At 62.2% G+C, this 18782-nt stretch carries 11 protein-coding genes; 7 read left to right on the forward strand and 4 right to left on the reverse strand.

What is annotated here, in order from left to right:
- Positions 1 to 107 precede the first annotated feature (107 nt).
- On the forward strand, positions 108 to 2843 hold the full coding sequence (locus tag AC1DX3_RS14770; RefSeq protein ID WP_476990079.1) for a S8 family serine peptidase: 2736 nt from the start codon (positions 108 to 110) through the stop codon (positions 2841 to 2843).
- 272 nt (positions 2844 to 3115) lie between these two features.
- Here AC1DX3_RS14770 and AC1DX3_RS14775 read toward each other — a convergent pair whose 3' ends face one another.
- The 3 genes from AC1DX3_RS14775 to AC1DX3_RS14785 are packed head-to-tail and all read right to left on the reverse strand — an operon-like array spanning position 3116 to position 7585.
- Positions 3116 to 5563, reverse strand: coding sequence for an ABC transporter permease (locus AC1DX3_RS14775; RefSeq protein WP_476990080.1), 2448 nt, complete (start codon positions 5561 to 5563; stop codon positions 3116 to 3118).
- 7 nt (positions 5564 to 5570) lie between these two features.
- Positions 5571 to 6260, reverse strand: a complete 690-nt coding sequence (locus tag AC1DX3_RS14780) for an ABC transporter ATP-binding protein (RefSeq protein WP_476990081.1) — start codon at positions 6258 to 6260, stop codon at positions 5571 to 5573.
- A gap of 2 nt (positions 6261 to 6262) precedes the next feature.
- Positions 6263 to 7585, reverse strand: coding sequence for an efflux RND transporter periplasmic adaptor subunit (locus AC1DX3_RS14785; RefSeq protein WP_476990082.1), 1323 nt, complete (start codon positions 7583 to 7585; stop codon positions 6263 to 6265).
- Positions 7586 to 7702: 117 nt separating this feature from the next.
- On the opposite strand from AC1DX3_RS14785, the gene AC1DX3_RS14790 reads away from it, so the two are divergent.
- Together AC1DX3_RS14790 and AC1DX3_RS14795 are read left to right on the forward strand one after the other, a co-directional pair.
- A complete protein-coding gene (locus AC1DX3_RS14790; protein WP_476990083.1) occupies positions 7703 to 8272 on the forward strand; it encodes a response regulator transcription factor in 570 nt (189 codons plus the stop codon).
- Positions 8262 to 9476, forward strand: a complete 1215-nt coding sequence (locus AC1DX3_RS14795) for a sensor histidine kinase (protein ID WP_476990084.1) — start codon at positions 8262 to 8264, stop codon at positions 9474 to 9476. Before AC1DX3_RS14790 ends, AC1DX3_RS14795 begins: the two co-directional genes overlap by 11 nt.
- Before the next feature lie 263 nt (positions 9477 to 9739).
- Here AC1DX3_RS14795 and AC1DX3_RS14800 read toward each other — a convergent pair whose 3' ends face one another.
- On the reverse strand, positions 9740 to 11896 hold the full coding sequence (locus AC1DX3_RS14800; RefSeq protein WP_476990085.1) for an exonuclease domain-containing protein: 2157 nt from the start codon (positions 11894 to 11896) through the stop codon (positions 9740 to 9742).
- 289 nt (positions 11897 to 12185) lie between these two features.
- Here AC1DX3_RS14800 and AC1DX3_RS14805 point away from each other — a divergent pair, with 289 nt between their 5' ends.
- The 4 genes from AC1DX3_RS14805 (at position 12186) to AC1DX3_RS14820 (ending at position 18685) form a co-directional block, all read left to right on the forward strand.
- On the forward strand, positions 12186 to 15584 hold the full coding sequence (locus AC1DX3_RS14805; RefSeq protein WP_476990086.1) for a response regulator: 3399 nt from the start codon (positions 12186 to 12188) through the stop codon (positions 15582 to 15584).
- A gap of 82 nt (positions 15585 to 15666) precedes the next feature.
- The gene (locus AC1DX3_RS14810; protein ID WP_476990227.1) at positions 15667 to 16467 is read left to right on the forward strand and encodes a CheR family methyltransferase; all 801 of its coding nucleotides are present in this window, start codon (positions 15667 to 15669) and stop codon (positions 16465 to 16467) included.
- The gene (locus AC1DX3_RS14815; protein WP_476990087.1) at positions 16464 to 17054 is read left to right on the forward strand and encodes a chemotaxis protein CheB; all 591 of its coding nucleotides are present in this window, start codon (positions 16464 to 16466) and stop codon (positions 17052 to 17054) included. The genes AC1DX3_RS14810 and AC1DX3_RS14815 overlap by 4 nt, the downstream gene beginning before the upstream one ends.
- Positions 17051 to 18685, forward strand: coding sequence for a response regulator (locus AC1DX3_RS14820; protein ID WP_476990088.1), 1635 nt, complete (start codon positions 17051 to 17053; stop codon positions 18683 to 18685). Before AC1DX3_RS14815 ends, AC1DX3_RS14820 begins: the two co-directional genes overlap by 4 nt.
- The last annotated feature ends 97 nt before the right edge of the window (positions 18686 to 18782 follow it).

The following is an 18782-nucleotide window of genomic DNA, read 5'->3' on the forward strand; positions in this document are numbered from 1 at the left end:
CGGAAGCCTGTATACAATAACTTGGTTACGTGACTGGACAAGCCGGCGGAGACGGTAGACAGTGCCCCCAAAAGCTCAACAAAGAGCCAGCCTCAGGGAGTCAGGACATGACTGTTCCAAACGATCCGTATCTGCCCTTGCAGTGGTATATCGACCGCACGGCCACGCCCGATGTCGCCCTCGATATCGACCTGCTGCCGGTATGGGACGGCGGCGGCGGCCTGGCCTATACCGGCCACGGCGTCCATGTCGCGGTCATCGACAGCCTGATCGAAATGACCCATCCGGATATCGCGGCCAATTATAACGACTGGCTGAGGATCGAGGGGCTGAATTACGATGGCACGGCCAGCGCCCACGGCACCGAATGCGCCGGCGTCATTGCCGGGGTCGCGAACAATGGCATCGGCATGACCGGCATCGCCTATGGCGCTACCGTGACGTCAATGCCGGTTAGCTTTTCCGGCTATATCGTTACCAGTTATCTTATGCTGGCCATGCCGCATGCCCGCGATTTCGACGTCGTCAATATGAGTTATGGCAGCAGTGTCATCTTCGAAAATGAAGACGATCGCTTCCTTTGGGCGACGCAGCTGGCGGGCGATTACAAGGCGGCGGCGGATGAAGGGCGCGGTGGCCTGGGCACGATCTTGGTGGCTGCCGGTGGCAATAACCGTCAGGACCGCACCCATCCCGACGCCAATAGCAGCCGCTTCCAGAATGAGCGCCATACCATCACGGTCGGCGCTGTCGATTCGACCGGCTATGTGTCGGAATATTCATCGGGCGGGGCCAGCTATCTGGTGTGCGGCCTGACGAGCGGCGGTTATCTCAGCCGCGGCGTGACCACCACCGACCTGACCGGCATCTGGGGCAATAATGACGGTACCAATCCGGTCTATGACCCGGTGACCATCGATTACACCACCCATTTCGGCGGGACGTCGGCGGCGGCGCCGGAAATCACCGCGGTGGCAGCCCTGATGCTGGAAGCCAATCCCAATCTGGGCTGGCGCGACGTCCGCGACATCCTGGCCCTGTCGGCGCGCCATGTCGGCTCGGATATCGGCGCGGAACCGACATGGTCAGAAGCCGTGCCGTGGGGGCTGAACGCGTCGTCGAACCTGAACGGCGCCGGCATGCATTTTTCCAACACCTACGGGTTCGGCCTGGTCGACGCCAGGGCGGCCGTGCGCCTGGCTGAAAGCTGGACGGAGAGCCGCACCTCCGCCAACGAAGATTCGCGAACCGCCGACCTGGCCGAGGCGGTGGCCATGCCRGTCTATGGCGAGACGGATATCAATTTCGTCATCGCGGGCGGCATGACCGCCGACAGCGTCACGCTTTTTCTCGATATCGCCCAGGACAATATCAGCGGCTTTACCGTTACCCTGATTGCGCCGTCTGGGACGTCGAGCCTGCTGTTCTCGCACCGCAGCGGCTATACGGCGACGGCCTGGATACCGTGGACGTTTTCGTCCAATGCCTTTCTCGGTGAAGACCCGACCGGCACCTGGCAGGTGATCATCACCAATAATGGCAGCGCGCGGCCCGGCTCGCTCAATGCCGCCACCTTGTCGGTCTATGGCGACGCGGTACGCGATGACAACACCTACCTGTACAACAACGAGTTCGGCACGCTGGCCGGCGTCACGGCGTCGCACACGCTGAGTGACGGGGCAGGCATCGATACGATCAATGCCGCCATGGTGAGCTCGGCCTTGCGCGTCGACCTGCATGACGGCAAGACCAGTCTGATCAATGGCCAGGACCTGACGATCGCCCGGGGCACGATCATCGAAAACGTCATCGGCGGCGATGCAGGCGACAGCCTGACCGGCAATGCCGCCGCCAATCACCTGAGCGGCATGCGCGGCAATGACGTGCTCAACGGTGGTGGTGGCGACGATGTCCTGAACGGCGGGGCCGGCAATGACACCCTCCAGGGCGGGATCGGCGCCGATAGCCTGAGCGGTGGGGCAGGCGTCGACCGGGTCAGCTATGGCGCGTCGCTCGTTGGGGTCGTTATCGACCTCGGCTTGGGCGAGGCTTCGGGCGGGGACGCCACGGGCGATCACCTGTCGGGTTTCGAAAATGTGCTGGGCAGCGGTTTCGGCGACCGCTTCAGCGGCGATGACGGGGCCAACAGCCTGCAGGGCAATGGCGGCGCCGATGTGCTGTCGGGCATGGGCGGCAACGACTATCTGCTGGGCGGTTCGGGCAATGATACGGTCGACGGCGGCGACGGCAATGACATTATCGAAGGCGGGGTCGGCAGCGACACCCTGAGCGGCGGCGCCGGGACGGACCGGGTGAGCTATGCCGGGTCGTCGTCGGGTGTCAGCATCAACCTGGCTCTGGGGACGGCGAAATATGGCGATGCCGGCGGTGACCATATTTCCGGCTTCGAGAATATCGGCGGCAGTGCCTTTGACGACCGGCTGAGCGGCGACGGCGGCGCGAACAGCCTGCAGGGCTATGACGGCCAGGACCGGCTGGATGGCGGACTGGGCGACGACCGTCTGGAAGGCGGACGCGGCAGCGATGATCTTTACGGCGGCTGGGGACGCGACAGCTTCGTGTTTTCGGCGCTGGATTTCGGGTCGGTCGATACCGTTCACGATTTCCGTCCGGGCGACAATATCGACCTGCGCGCCGTCGACGCCATAGCTGGCGGCAGCGACGATGCGTTCAGCTTTATCGGCGAGGCTGCGTTCAGCGCCGCGGGGCAGATCCGTTTCTGGTTCGACGGCACGGATACCCATGTCCAGGCCAATGGATTGGACTTCCAACTGGTGCTTAGCCATGCGGTCGCTTTGAGCGCGGCCGACTTTTTCCTGTAGCCGGCTTTAGGCGTGAATCGGAGTAGTTCAGGCCCTATTTGCGCAAAACCCGCACTCCGAATGACGGGAGCCGCCCTTGTTTCAAGTATTATAATACCCTTTAATTGGGCGGCAGAGTTTGTACCCTGCCGCCCGGTTAAACGGCCGTAAGAGACGGCTCACAGCCAGCCATCTGGCATTCGGAGTGCGGATTTTGCGCGAAAAGGGCCCCGGCTACTCCGTTTCTTGCCAGTCACGCCGGGGGCTAACGTCAAAACCATTGGCCGTTGGTCTTATTCGTGGCGGAGAGCCTTGCCGGGTTCCGTGCTGGCACTGGCGAAGGCGAGCCATGAGACGGTGACCAGGGCAATGGCGATGGCCAGGCCCGAGGCGGCGATGAAGAAGAGCGGGCTCATGGCGATCGGGTCGTCGAACTGCGCCAGCCAGGTTTTCAGGCCGTACCAGGCGAGCGGCCAGGCCAGGAAATTGGCGAGCACGACCGGGCGCAGGAATTGCCCGACCAGGAGGCCGACAACCTTGCCTCCCGAGGCGCCCAGAACCTTGCGCAGGCCGATTTCACGAGCGCGGCGCGAGGTATTGAAGGCCGCCATGCCGTAGAGGCCGATACAGCCGATCAGGGCCGCCACGCCGGCGCCGACGCTGAAGAGGTTGGAGCGGTTGCGGTCGGGTTTGTAAAACTGTTCGACATTTTCCGTCGCAGACACCGCCTTGAACGGCACGTCGGGTGCGATGGACCGCCAGGCTGTCAGCATACGGGCGCGCATGTCGGGTTCGCTGACCCCGGCATAGCGCAGGCCGGTGATCGCGTGGTCGTTAGGCTGGTCGTCATAGACATAGAGGGTGGCGGGAATCGGGTCCTTGGGCGAACGGAAACGCATGTCGTCGATAACGCCGATAATGCGGGCCGGATGGTCGTCGAACTTGACCATCTGCCCGACCGCGGCTTCGGGGGATTTGTAGTGCAGGAGTTTCAACGCGCGGCGATTGATGACTACGCTGCTGACGGAGGTCGTGTCGAGCGGGCCCGTGCGCTTGCCGTCGGCCGCCGTATGGTAATACAGGTCTTCACCGCGCGCCGGATCGAACAGACGGCCGTGGAGGAGACGGGCCTGATAGGTCGAAAAGAAGTCGGGCCCGGTGGCGATAAAGGTGATCGACAGATCCGCTCCGGTATAGCCGGTCGGCACGATATTGGTGTTGTTGGTCAAGGAGTTGTCGCCGGGTGCACCGGTACCGGCGGTGACCGCCTGGACGCCCGGAATGGCACGGAAGGCGGCCCAGATGGCGGCGCGCTGGCTGTCGCTCAGCGCAGGATCGGTGGTCGAATCGGTCACCATGACGCCTTCGCGGCTGAAGCCGAGATCGGCGGTCTTCATGTGCTGGATCTGGCTGAGGAAGCCGGCGACCATGATGAAGAAGGCAACGACGACCGTGAATTGCAGAACGACCAGGGCTTCGCGGATGCGGATAGCGAGACGGCCGCCGCCCGGGCTGCGCGACGAGGCCAGGACCTGGGCCGGCTTGAAGCCTGCCAGGACGAAGGCGGGATAAAGCCCGGCCAAAAGGCCTACGAACAGAATGAAGGCGCCGGCAATGGCGAGGGCTACGGCTTCGCCGGCATAGTCGAGCTTGAGGTGCAGGTCGCCGAAGGTATTGATCTCCTTGAGGCTGACCTCGACCAGGCTAAGCCCAATCAAGCCGGCGATCAGGGTCGTCAACAAGGCTTCGAGCAGGAACTGTGAACGCAAGGCCCCCTGGGTCGCGCCCAAGGTCTTGCGCACCGCCACTTCCTTGGCACGCATGCCCGCGCGGGCGGTTGCCAGATTGATGTAATTGATGGCGGCGATGAAGAAGGCCAGGATGCCGACGATACCCAGGACATAGACCGAGGTCCGCGTTTTCGGATCGGAGAGATGGTCGTTGACCATGGGTAAGAGGGTCGTGGTCAGAATCTTGCTGGGTTGGTCCGTGCCGAATTGGCCGGCGGCGTGACGGTCAATGAATTTCGGAAAGGCCTTGTCGAGTTGGGCCGCCTGCTGGGGCTGGTTGAGCATCAGGACGGTTTGCATGCGCTGGGAGCCGTAGGCGTTCCAACGCCCGACCGAGTTCATGTAGGGCCTGGTCAGCACGCGGGCAAAGCCGAAATTGAGCTGGCTGTTGGACGGAAAGGTCTTCATGACGGCGCTGACGCGGTAGTTGAACGTGCCTTGTTCGTCGGTCAGGCGCACGGTCTTGCCCATGGCCTTGCCGCCGAAATACTTGTCGGCCATCTCCTGGGTCACCATGACCGAATTGGGCGAGGCCAGGGCTGTCGTCTTGTCGCCGGCGACCAACGGCACATCGAAGACCTTGAAGAAGGCGCCGTCGACCAGCATCATCTGTTCCTGGGTGCTCTGGGCGCCGATATGGACGGTGACATTGTTGCTCCACAACCGGGTGCCGGCAATGTTGGGGTAATCGGTCTGGATATCATCGAGCATGCCGCCGGAGGTGTAGGGTTGAGGCTCACCCTGCACGCCCGACATCAGCCAGGCGTTTTCGACGAAATATAACTTGTCAGCATTGGGAATCCAGCGCTCGTAGGTCGTCTCGAAGCGGTAGAACAGTGAAAGCGTGATGAAGACGGCGATACCGAGCGACAGGCCGAGCAGGTTCAGCAGGCCATAGAGCGGATGACGCGTAAAGGAACGGAAAAAGGCGGTGAAGGTGCTTTTCAACATGACTTCCTCACAGGACCTGGCGGACGGAGGCGACCAGCTGGCCGTCGAGAATGTCGACCTGGCGCGAGGCCTGATCGGCGTGGGATTGCGAGTGGGTGACCATGATGATGGTGGCGCCGGCCTTGTTGAGGCCTTTCAGGATATCCATGACCTGGGCGCCATTTTCGGTGTCGAGATTGCCGGTCGGTTCGTCGGCCAAGATCAGGTCGGGTTGACCGACAATGGCGCGGGCGATGGCGGCGCGCTGCTGCTGGCCGCCCGACAACTGATGCGGGAAGTGGCGGGCACGGTGAGCGATGCCGACGCGGTCCATAGCGGATTCGATGGCCGTGCGGCGCGAGCCTTTCAGGCCCTTGCGGTAGAGCAGACCCAGTTCGATGTTTTCATAGATGGTCAGGTCGTCGACCAGGTTGAAGCTCTGGAAGATGAAGCCAAGGTGGGCGGCGCGGTGCTTGGCGAGATTGACCTCGCTCATCTTGGCCAGGTCCTGGCCGCTGAACAAATAGGCGCCGGCGGTCGGGCGGTCGATCGTGCCGAGGATGTTGAGCAGGGTCGATTTCCCGCACCCCGACGGTCCCATGATGGCGACGAATTCGCCGCGCCCGATGCCGAGCGAGATATTGTGCAGGGCCGTGGTTTCGATCTCGTCGGACCGGTAGAGGCGGGTGATGTTTTGCAGCTCGATGAGGTTGGTCATGATCAGGACTCGGTGTTCTTGCTTTTGGTGAGATGGATGTGTTGGGCTTTGACGAGGTTGGACGTGCCGCCGGTAACGATGCGCTCGCCGGGCTTTAGGCCGCTGAGGATTTCGACGAATTCGGGATTGCGGCGGCCGACCGTGATGGTGCGGCGGTCGGCCTTGTCGCCGGCAGCGTTGAGGACGAAGACCGAGGTCCCGTTGGTGTCGTTGACCCAGGCGCCGGCCGGTGCCAACAGGGCCTGTTGGGTATCGCCCAGCGAGAGACGGACGTCGACGGCCTCGCCGCGGGTCAAACCGGTCGGCATTTGACCATCAAATTCGAGTTCGACGGTGATGCGGGCATTGGTGACCTGGGGGAAGACCTTGCTGATATGGACGCCGACGGTTTGGCCGTGGACATTGGCCTGGGCCTTTTGACCGGTCGCCAGGCGCGACAGATAGAATTCGTCGACCTGGGCGGTCAGCTTGTAGGTGCCTTCGGAATCGACTTCGCCGAGCGGATCGCCCTGTTTGACGGCCTGGCCGGGTTTGAGATCGAAGTCGGTCAGGCGGCCGGACGTCGGCGCCGAGATGGTCAGGGCGCTCAGGCCCTGGCGGACTTCGCCCAGCGATCGGCGCAGGTCGTTGGCGGAGGCCAGAATCTGCTGGCGTTGGTCCTTGTAGAAGGCGGCTTCGGAGCCCTGGCTTTGCTGCAACGCGTTGAGGCGGGACTTCTGGTACTCGACCTCGTCAAGATAGGGTTTGACGGCGGCGTCATTCAGGACGTTTTGCGCGCGCAGGGCTTGGCGTTTGGCCAGTTCCTGTTCGGCCTTGTGCAGGGCGTAGGTGACGTCGGCCGTGGTCTGTTCGCTAGCCTTTTGCTGGGTCTGCAGGTTCATCAGCTGGCTGTTGGTGTCGCTGAGGCGACCGGAAATGTCGGCTTCGCGCGAGGATACGTCGAGCGTCAGGTCGGGATTGCTGAGGCGGGCGAGCGGTTGGCCGGGCGTGACCTGCTGGCCGTCCTGGGCGATGACTGTATCGACGCGGCCGTTGGTCTGGGCCGTGATATAGATGACGTCGAGGGGCATGACCTCGCTACGCAGCGCAATATAGTCCTGATAGGGGGCGCGGACGACCTCGCCGCTGTCTATGCTGTTGCCGTCGACGGTCACCGTATTGGCCGGTGGGACAACGATCATGATGAGGACCGCGAGCGCGGCCAAGGTCGCGGCGCCGGCGGCGATCTGGAACGGACGGCGCTTCCACCATTTGCGCGCCAGGACGCGATCGGTGCGGCCGGCGGAGGCGAAGGACGGGGGCGGATTGAGAGGTGTATCGGGCATGGTAAGAAGCTAACACAGGTTTAGCAATAGGCATAAACCACTCTTTTTATTTGACTTTTAGATCATTTTCCGGCAAAATCACTGCCTGAACCACCCTTAAAGTGTCCGTTTTCGAACATGTCTAGCGATTCCCCTCACGGCCGCATCAAGGCGCTGTTTCTCGACGACGACGCCGATGTGCTCGAGTCGGCGCGGCTGGTTTTGACGCGGCATGGCTTCGATCTGAGGATGGCCCAGACGCCGGACGATGCCCGCGCGGCGCTCGATGCCGAGCCAGCCGATATCCTGCTGCTGGACCTCAATTTCCGCCGCGGCGATACATCGGGCGAGGCGGGTTTGGCTTTCCTGAAGGAACGCATGGCCGTCACACCGCAATTACCGGTGGTCGTGGTCACTGGGCACAGCGGCATGAGCATCGCCATCCAGGCCATGCGCATGGGAGCGCAGGATTTCGTCGTCAAGCCATGGAACAATGATCGCTTTTTGGCCTCTATCAAGGCGGCTTTGGCGGCGCCGCGGGTGGTGCCGCAACCCGTCGTGCCGCAGGACCTCAATCTGGAACGATCGGAGCGCGAACTGATCACCGCGGCGCTTAACCGCCATCAGTTTAACATCTCTCAGGCGGCCAAGGATCTCGGCCTGACGCGGGCGGCCCTTTACCGGCGCATGGAAAAACATGGTCTTTAGCCGCACCCTCCTCCCTCTGGCCGGCCAGCTGGGCGTCTTCGTCCTGGGCGGACTGGGCTGGCTGGCCTTCGCCCATGGCCTCTATGCCAGCGCGCTGTTGTGCGGTCTGGGTGCGGTGACGCTCGCCGCCATGGCCTTGAATACACGCGCCTTTACGCTGGGCCGCGACCTGTTGAAGCGCCATCAGGCGGGCGCCATCTTCACCGCCGAACTGTCGCGACGGCGATTGCAGGTGTTGTTGGACCAGACACCTTCGCCCCTGCTGTTGCAGCCGGATACGGGGCAATTGATCGCCGTCAACCGCGCCGCGCGAACCTTGTTCGACGTTGCCTACGGTTTGCCGGCGGCCAGCCGCAAGGTGCTGCTGGGCGAGGCCGGCGTCTTGTCCGCCCTGCCCGGCCAGATCAAGTGGAAGGGCCAGACCTACGCCGTCCACCTGTCGGAAATGGCGCAGGAAGATCATGTCTCGCACCTGGCCGTTCTGACCGACATCTCGGCCGATGTCCGCGCCGCCGAGGCCAGCGCCCTGCGCGACCTGTTGAAAGTGTTGAACCACGAACTGATGAACGCCCTGACGCCGGTGGCATCGATGAGCAAGAGCGCGCTCGACCTGCTGGCCGACGATACGCCGGAATCGCGGGCGACGGCGGCCAAGGCGTTGGAGCGGGTGGTGGCGCGGACCGAGGGGTTGACGGCCTTCGTGAACGCCTATCGGGCGCTGACGCGATTGCCGCCACCTGTGGTGCGGAGTGTGTCGTTGAAAGACTGGCTGGAGGTGGCGGTCGAAAGCTTCGAAGCGCAATGGGGTGAGCGCGGAGTCGTGCTGGAGCATGAGGCCATGGAGGCCGATGTCGACGTCATGATGGATGAAGACCAGATGTGGCTGTGCGTGTCGAACCTGTTAAACAACGGGGCCCAGGCGGCGTTGGAGAAGGAAGCGCCGCGTGTGCGGCTGAGTTTGCAGCGCGACGGCGATGTCGTGGTGTTTCATCTCGAGGATTCCGGCAAGGGCATCCCGGAGGATCAGGCGGATTCGGTGTTTATGCCGTTTTACACGACCAAGGCGACCGGCACGGGCGTGGGGTTGAGTTTGGCGCGGCAGATCGTCCAAGGCCATGGCAGCGCGTTAATTTTGGATCACGAACCAAGGCGCGATGCCCTGGGTGGGGCGTGTTTCCGCTTTCAACTGCGCTGCGATGGATAGGGCTGTGGTAGTGGCTTGTATCGTAAGGGTTTTATCCACAGATTACACAGATTACGCAGATTAAGTGGGACGCTACCGCGTCCCTGATGCGACTCCGGCAGTGGCTTTACTTGACGCGCAGCGTCTGTAGATCGTTGTCGACGCTTCGCGTCAAAGAGCGCACCAGTCGTACCGCAGCGGGCTGCGGTAGCAGCCCACTTAATCTGCGCAATCTGCGTAATCTGCGGATAAAAACCCTTACTAAACTGGGTCCCAACGCGAGATCAACCGATCTTGCGCAGACTCTCGTCGACGGCCGGCAGGCGGCGCTCATTGACCAGGTTAAGTAACTGCGCGGCGGCGCGGGCGTCGGCCAAGGCGCGGTGATGGTCGGTCAGGTCGATGGCGAAGTGACGCGTCAAGGGCGCCAGGCCATAGGCGGCAAGGCCGGGATAGTAGCGGCGCATCGAGGCCACAGTGCAGAGTTTGGGGTAGTGGAAGCGTTGCTCCAGCCGGCGATATTCGCTGGCGATAAAGCCGTGGTCGAAATTGACATTGTGCGCCACAAAGATGGCATTGCCCATGAAGGCGGCGAAGTCGTCGGCGATCTCGGCGAAGGTCGGCGCGTCAGCGACCATGGCATTGGTAATGCCGGTCAGTTGCGTGATGAACTGCGGTATGCGTCTTTCCGGATTGATCAGGGACTGCCATTCGTCGATGACCCGGCCGTGCTGGATCTTGACGGCTCCGATCTCGGTGACGCGGTCATTAGGCGGCCGCCCGCCGGTGGTTTCGACGTCGACCACGACATAGACCTGGTCAGGATCGACGCGATAGGCGACGCGGCAGATGTCCGCCTGGAAACCGGCCGTGCGCAAGAGGTTGAGGCGCGCCAATTGGTGACGGCGGATCTGGTCGCCCTCGCCCTTGATTTCGATGAAGCGGACGGTGTCGTCCTTGATGGCCAGGAGGTCGGGGAAACCGTCGCGCATGCCGCGGAAATCCTGGGTCATCTTTTCCAGAATGCTGGCCACCGCCGCAGGCGGGGCAGCGTCGAGGAATTGCCACATCAATAGCGGCAGGCCATCGAACCAGGCGAACAGGCCGTTCTCCTTGCCCTGGTGGTGCAGGAAAGTCTGCTTGATCAGGGACAGGGTACCACCTTCGCGAATGGCGGCCAGTTTTGCGCCGATTTCTTCGGCGAAGCGGATATGGAAGGTGCGGTCCTTCAAAGCCTTGGGCATCCAGTCGAAACCTGAGCTCAAGGCGCCCGGCGCTTCGAACAGTTCGCCCCAGAAGACGAGGCCGAACAGGGCCGGCCACAGGCCGTTTTCGGTATGGTGCGCCGTCCAGCCCCGGGCTTCGAAATGGCGGATGGCGGCGTGTTCGGCGTGACCGCGATAGAGTTCGTCGGCATGGATAATTTCGCAGTTGCGCAGGAGGTCGGTGAAGACGCCCGTCCTCTGGCCGCCGAACTTGCGGGCATGGAAATCGCTGGCGAAGATATATTCCTCGTCGTGATCCGGATTGGCCATCATTCTGTCGAGCATGAGCTGGACTCTTTCCATCTGACCGGTGGCGTGGAGCAGGCGGACCGTGCGCTCATGGCTGTCGAACGCGGTCGAGCGGCCGTAGAGATCGAGCGCGCGGGCGGTGTCCTTGCGTTTCTCGAAGGCTTGGCCGAGCGCGAACAGAACATTGTCGCGCAGACGCAGGGTGAAATCGGTCTCGGCCGGCGGAAAGGTGTCGACGCTATCGGCAAGCGCGAGGGCTTCACCGCCGGCCTTCAGGGTTTTCAGGGTCGAATGATAGAAATAGCCCGAACGCGCCTCGGCGATATCCTCGAAGCGCGCCTGATAGCTGTCTTTGGCGCGCACCGACACCACGCCCATGTCGCGCAGGGCGAACGAGGTCAGGTTGTTGTTGAGTTTGCCGAAATAGAGGTACAGCAGGAAGCCGACAGTGTCGCGGTGTCGCGGCACGAAGCGGTCGCTGCTCTTGTTTTCGGTGAAGGCGTCATAGGCCACGGTGTCGTGGACGACATCGACCAGGCGCGCCTTGGGCCAGCCGGACTTGAAAGCCACGCCATGATCGCGGGCGAGGTCGACCAGGTCGGGCTTGGCAAGGTCGTCGAGGCAGTCGCGATAGTCGCGCGCATCGACGGGGCGGATAAATCCGTGCTCGCGAAGTTGGTCCAGGCCGCCCCAGATATCGCCGATTTCGTCGTAGTGCAGGTCACCGACGCAAAACACCGCCTTCTTGCGGTTGCTCATGCGGATATAGAGGCATTGCGCCCATTGATCCAGGCGACCGAAATCGGCAATGAAAGCCCGTTCCGCGTCGCCCAGCATGTCGCCATAGATCGACGTGACGAAGCCGATCATTTCATTAAAATGATCGTGATAATAGAATTGCGGCAAAACGATTTGAGGACGAGGCATACACCGCGTTCTATATTCGTTCCGGCGGCAAAAAGCAAGAGTCGACCGGTCCCATGGTGCAAACGTCAAGATTGACAAAGAGTCCGGACTTCGCGCTTATGGCTAATTTATACAGGTACGCGTGCTCGTTATTGGATGCTTACCATTGTGCCCCTAGGGTCGCGGCGATCATCCGACGGACGGAGGCGCTTGCCCGGTTTTTCGGCGCGCGGATTTTTGGCGCACGGGTTCAAGGGATGACGTAATGCCAACGAAAAATTTCGCTTTGCTGCCTAATAAACAGACTCGCATGGATCTGACGGTTTCGCTCAGCCTGGCCCTGATCGCCGTCTTCTTTATCATCAGCGGAACGGTCTCCTATCTCAATATTCGTACCTATAGCCGCGACGCCACGGCGGTTACTCGTACCCACGAGGTCCTGCTGGGGCTGAGCGAGGTCCTGTCGAGCATGAAGGACGCTGAAACCGGCCAGCGCGGCTATATCCTGACCGGTGAGACCAGCTATCTCGATCCGTATAATGCCGCCCTGACCAATATCGAAGAACAGGTGCTGAAGGTCGAGCAGGAGGTCGCCGGCAATCCCGACCAAATGCGCCGCATCGCACCGTTGAAATCGCATATCGCCGCCAAGCTCAATGAGCTGAGCCTGACGATCCAGATGCGTCGCACCGCCGGTTTTCAACCGGCATTGGACGAGGTCCTGACCAATCGCGGCAAGGCGGACATGGACGCTATCCGCTCCATAGTCGACACCATGGACCAGGCCGAAACCGACCTGCGTCAGGTGCGGTTGGCCGAGATGGACAATGCCTATGCCACGGCGGTGGCGAGCACGATCGTCACCGCCGTAATCGGCGTCATCCTGTCGATCTGCATCACCTGGATGATCAGCCGGGCCTCGGCCATGCGCCGGCGTGAGGAATGGCTGCAGGCCGGTCAGGTCGGGCTGAATACGGCCATGATGGGCGAACAGACGGTGGGTGAAATCGGGGAGCATGTCCTGGCCTTCCTGGCCAAATATTGCAACGCCCATGCCGGCGCCTTCTTTGCCCGGGTGGACGGCCTTTATCAGCGTGTCGCCACCCACGGCGTGCCGGCCGGCAGCGACGTGCCGGCCAGTTTCGGCCGCGGTGACGGACTGCTGGGGCAGGCGGTCGTTGAAGCCAAGACCATCATCCTGCGCGATGTCTCGGACAGTCATTTGAGCGTTGGTGCGGCGCTCGGCCAATGGCGCCCGAAGCACCTGGTGATCGCGCCCGCCGAATCGGAAGACGTGATCGACGCTGTCGTGGAACTGGGCTTCATCCATCCCCTGGGCGACGATACGATCGAGCTGATGGCGCGGGTGTCGGAATTCATCGGTGTCGCCGTGCGATCGGCCAATTACCGCGCCACCTTGCAAAACTTCCTCGAGGAAACCCAGCGCCAGTCCGAAGAACTGCAAAGCCAGGGCGAGGAGCTGCGCGTCAATAACGAGGAGCTGGAAGAACAAGGCCGCGCGCTCAAGGAGTCGCACTTCCGCCTGGAACAACAACAGGCCGAGCTGGAACAGACCAATGCCCAGTTGGAGGAACAGGCCTCGATTTTGGAGCAGCAGCGCGACGACATTTCGCGCAGCCAGCAGGCCGTGCAGTTGAAGGCCGACGAGTTGGAGCAGGCCAGCCGCTACAAATCCGACTTCCTGGCCAATATGTCGCACGAACTACGTACGCCGCTCAATTCGTCGCTGATCCTAGCCAAGCTGCTGGCCGACAATACGGACGGCAACCTGACCGAGGAACAGGTCACTTTTGCCAAGACGATCCAGTCGTCGGGCAACGACCTGCTGACCCTGATCAACGACATACTCGACCTGTCGAAGATCGAGGCCGGCCAGATGGAAATGCGACCTGAATCGATATCGCTGGAACGCATGGTGCGCGACATGTCGCGGACCTTCGATCCGGTCGCCAACCAGAAGGGCCTGAAATTCAAGACGACGGTGGCCGACGACCTGCCCGACTTCATCGAGGCCGACCGGTTACGCTTGGAGCAGGTGCTGAAAAACCTGTTGTCGAACGCTTTCAAATTCACCGAAAAGGGTTCGGTCGAGCTCAAACTGTCGCTGATGGGCGCCGACCGGATCGCCTTTTCCGTCATCGACACCGGCATCGGCATTTCCGACGATCACCAGCAGGCGATTTTCGACGCCTTCCGGCAAGCGGACGGCACGATCAGCCGCAAATACGGCGGCACTGGCCTCGGCCTGTCGATTTCGCGCGAGCTGGCGCGACTTCTGGGCGGCAGCATCCAGCTCAGCAGCAAGCTGGGCCAGGGCTCGACCTTTACGGTCAGCGTTCCCCTCACCTACGACCCGGCCCAGGTCAGCGCCCGCGTCATCCAGCCGGTGGCGCAGCCGCAACCACGGGAACCGGCTGTCCAGGCACCGCCCCCCGAGATGCCGGCGCGCACCTTGCGTCCATCGCGCGTCCAGGACGACCGCGACCGCTTAACCGGCGATCAGCGCAGCATATTGATCATCGAGGACGACGACGCCTTCGCGCGTATCCTTTACGACCTGGCCCACGATCTCGACTTCCTGTGCCTGATCGCGCAGAACGCCGAGGAGGCGCTGGCCACGGTGCAGCAATATATGCCGAGCGCCGTCGTGCTCGATATCGGCCTGCCCGACCATTCCGGTCTGTCGGTCCTCGACCGGTTGAAGCGCGATGCCCGCACCCGCCATATTCCGGTCCACGTCGTCTCGGGCAGCGACTATACCCACACGGCCCTCTCGCTGGGGGCCATCGGCTATATGCTGAAGCCGGTCAAGCGCGAGGAACTGGTCGACGCCTTCAAGCAGTTGGAAAGCCGGCTGACCCAGCGCGTGCGCCATGTGCTGATCGTCGAGGACGACAAGGTCCAGCGCGAAAGCGTGGCCAAGCTGCTCAGGGCCCACGACGTCGAAACGACGGCGGTCGGGACGGCGGCGGAATGCCTGGACAAGCTGAAAGAACAGACCTTCGACTGCATGGTGCTGGACCTGTCCCTGCCCGACGCCACCGGCTACCAGTTGTTAGAGACGCTCAGCCACGAGGACGCCTATTCCTTCCCACCGGTCATCGTCTATACCGGCCACGACCTCAGCTATGACGACGAACAGAAGCTGCGGCGTTATTCGAAATCGATCATCATCAAGGGCGCCAAGTCGCCGGAGCGCCTGCTGGACGAGGTGACGCTGTTCCTGCACCAGGTGGTGTCGGAACTGTCACCTGAACAGCAAAAGCTGCTGAAAAAGGCCAAGTCGCGTGACGCCATGCTGGAGGGCCGGCGCATCCTCATCGTCGAGGACGATGTCCGCAATGTCTATGCCGTCACCAATATTTTCGAGCCGCTGGGCGCCACCGTCTCGATCGCCCGCAACGGATTGGAAGCGCTGGATACGCTGGAAAAATCGCAGGGCAATCCGGAAACGGCCGTCGACCTGGTGCTGATGGACGTCATGATGCCGGAGATGGACGGGCTGACGGCGACGCGCGAGATCCGCAAGAAGAGCGAATGGAAGAAGCTGCCCGTCATCATGCTGACCGCCAAGGCGATGAAGGACGACCACGAACGCTGTATCGAAGCCGGCGCCAACGACTATATGGCCAAGCCGCTCGACGTCGAAAAGCTCATATCGCTGGTGCGGGTCTGGATGCCGCGATAAGATGACAGTGCCGCCAAAATCAGTCGCCAGGACATCCGCCAAGACTTCGGCCAAGACACCCGAAAGGATTGAGGATATCGAGATGCGGCTGCTGCTGGAGGCCATCTTCCAGCGCTACCATTACGATTTCCGCGGCTATGCTATGGCGTCGATCAAGCGGCGTTTGCTGCAGGCGCGCGATCATTTCCAGTGCCGGTCGTTTTCGATGCTGCAAGACCTGGTGCTGCATGATCCGGACATGCTGGGGCAACTTCTGCCCTATCTTACCGTCCAGGTCAGCGAACTGTTCCGCGACCCGCTCTATTTCCGCACCATCCGCGAAAAGGTGGTGCCGCACCTGCGCACCTATCCCTCGCTCAAGGTGTGGATCGCCGGCTGCAGCACCGGCGAGGAACTCTATTCCTTCGCCATCCTGTTCCGCGAGGAGGGCCTGTTCGACCGCACCCTGTTCTATGCCACCGATATCAGTAACGAGGCGCTGAAACGCGCCGAGGCCGGGGTCTACGATCTCGACCGCCTCAAGCTGTTCAGCGAAAACCACCGCCTGTCGGGAGGCCGCACCTCGCTGTCCGACTACTATAATGCGGCCTATGGCGCAGCGTCGTTCGACAAGTCGCTGCGCAAGAACGTCGTCTTTTCCGATCACAGCCTGGCGACCGACGCCGTCTTCGCCGAAACCCAGATGGTGTCGTGCCGCAATGTGCTGATCTATTTCAACAAGGAACTCCAGGACCGCGCCATCGGCCTGTTCCGCGACTCGCTGTCGCGCAAGGGTTTCCTCGGGCTGGGGTCAAAGGAGACCCTGCGTTTTTCGTCGTCGGTTGACGCCTTTACGGAATTCGCCCGCGACGAGCGCCTGTACCAGAAACGGGACAAGTCATGAAGGCCGTGAAGGTAAGCCCGACAACGGCGGAAGCCGTGGTCATCGGCGTTTCGGCCGGCGGTCTTAAGGCCCTATCGGCCATCCTGCCGAGCCTGCCCGGCGACTATCCCCTGCCGGTCCTGGTCGTCATCCACCTGCCGCCGTCGGGCAAGAGCCTGGTGGCGGAACTGTTCGACAACAAATGCGCCGTCAAGGTCGTCGAGGCGGAGGACAAGGACGCCATCGCGCCCGGCACCGTCTATTTCGCGCCGCCGGACTATCACCTGCTGGTCGAACTGGACCGCACCTTGTCCCTGTCGAGCGAGGAGCCCGTGCTGTTCTCCCGCCCCAGCGTCGATGTCCTGTTCGAGACCGCCGCCGACGCCTATGGGCCGGGACTGATCGGCATAGTCCTGACCGGCGCCAATACGGACGGTGCGCAAGGGCTCAAGGCGATCGTGGCCGCCGGTGGCGTCGCCCTGGTGCAAACACCCGAAGACGCCTTCGCCAGCGCCATGCCGGAAGCGGCCCTGGAACAGGTCCCCGAGGCCATGGCGATGACACTGGAAGACATTTCCCACTACCTGCAGAAAGCCGTGGTGCCATGACTCCGTTGAAAACGAGTCCCGTTCATATCCTGCTGGTCGACGACCTGGAAGAAAACCTGTTGTCGCTGGAAGCCCTGCTGCGCCGCGACGACCTGGTCATGCTGAAGGCGCGAACGGGCCGCCAGGCCCTGGAGCTGCTATTGAAGCACGATGTTGCTCTGGCCCTGCTCGACGTCCAGATGCCCGAAATGGACGGTTTCGAACTGGCCGAACTGATGCGCGGCAGCGAACGCACCAAGCATGTCCCGATCATATTCCTGACCGCCGGCATGGCGGACCGGACGCGGCGCTTCCGCGGCTATGAGGCGGGCGCGGTCGACTTCCTGCAAAAACCGCTGGAAGCCGATATATTGCGCAGCAAGGTGTCGGTGTTTTTCGAGCTGTACCTGCAGCGCCAGCAGATCGCCGCCCAGCGCGACCATCTCAAGATCATCGCCAACGAAAACGTCCGCCTGCTCAAGGAGAGCCGCAGCCAGGCCGAGGCGTTGAAGGAGGCCGACCAGCGTAAGGACGAGTTCCTCGCCACCCTGGCCCACGAACTGCGCAATCCGCTGGCGCCCATCCGCAACGGCCTGCAGATCCTGCGCATGTCGCCGGACGGCGAGCGCGCCGAAGAGGTTCGCGGCATGATGGATCGGCAGCTGACCCATATGGTGCGGCTGATCGACGATCTGCTGGACGTATCGCGCGTCAGCCGCGGCAAGATCGAGCTGCGCCGCGAACGTATCGCCATCCAGGACGTCGTCCATGCGGCGCTCGAATCGGCGCGGCCGCTGATCGACGCCGACGGCCACACCCTGACCGTGACCATGCCGGAAGCGCCGTTGTGGGTCGACGGCGACGCGACCCGGCTGGCCCAGGTCGTCAGCAACCTGGTCAATAACGCCGCCAAATATACGCCCGAAGGCGGACGGATCGGCGTCGATGTGACGGTAAAGGCCGACACGACTGGCAAGGGCGGCAGGGTCGAGATTGCCGTCAGCGACAACGGATTGGGGATCGGCAAGGACATGCTGCCGCATGTCTTCGACCTGTTCACTCAGGTCGACTGCCACCTCGACCGCAGCCAGGGCGGGCTGGGCATCGGCCTGGCTTTGGTGCGCAAGCTTGTCGACATGCACGGCGGCACCAGCCGGGCGGAAAGCGCCGGCGCCGACAAGGGCTCGACCTTCACCATAGCCCTGCCCTTGCCGGCCCAGCATGGACCGAAGGATGCCGCGGACGATGTCGGGGCGACGCGGACCACAACGCCGCTCGATGTGCTGATCGTCGACGATAATATCGATTCCGCCCAAACGACGCGGTGGATGCTGGAACTGATCGGCCATCATTCCGCCGTCGCCCACGAGGGACGCGAAGCCATTGCGACGGCGGAGACGTCGCATCCGGACGTCATCCTTCTGGATATCGGCATGCCGGGCATGGACGGTTACGAGGTCTGCCGCACCCTGCGCCGCAACGATACTTTGAAGGATACGGTCATCGTCGCCCAAACCGGCTGGGGCCAGGAAAGCGATCGCGCCAGGGCGTTCGAAGCCGGCTTCGATCACCATATCACCAAACCGGTCAGCCTGGATCTCCTGACCAAACTGCTGAGCGACATCCAGGCGGGTGAAAAGGAAAGTATCTAGGAGGGTCGGCTTGGGTGAAATATGACGCTTATCATTATTTTATAAATAGCCCGTCCGCTCCCAGCTTTCCTCTTATATAAAAATCCGCATTGTGCCG

The sequence above is a fragment of the Asticcacaulis sp. P2_B1 genome, from assembly GCF_056404915.1.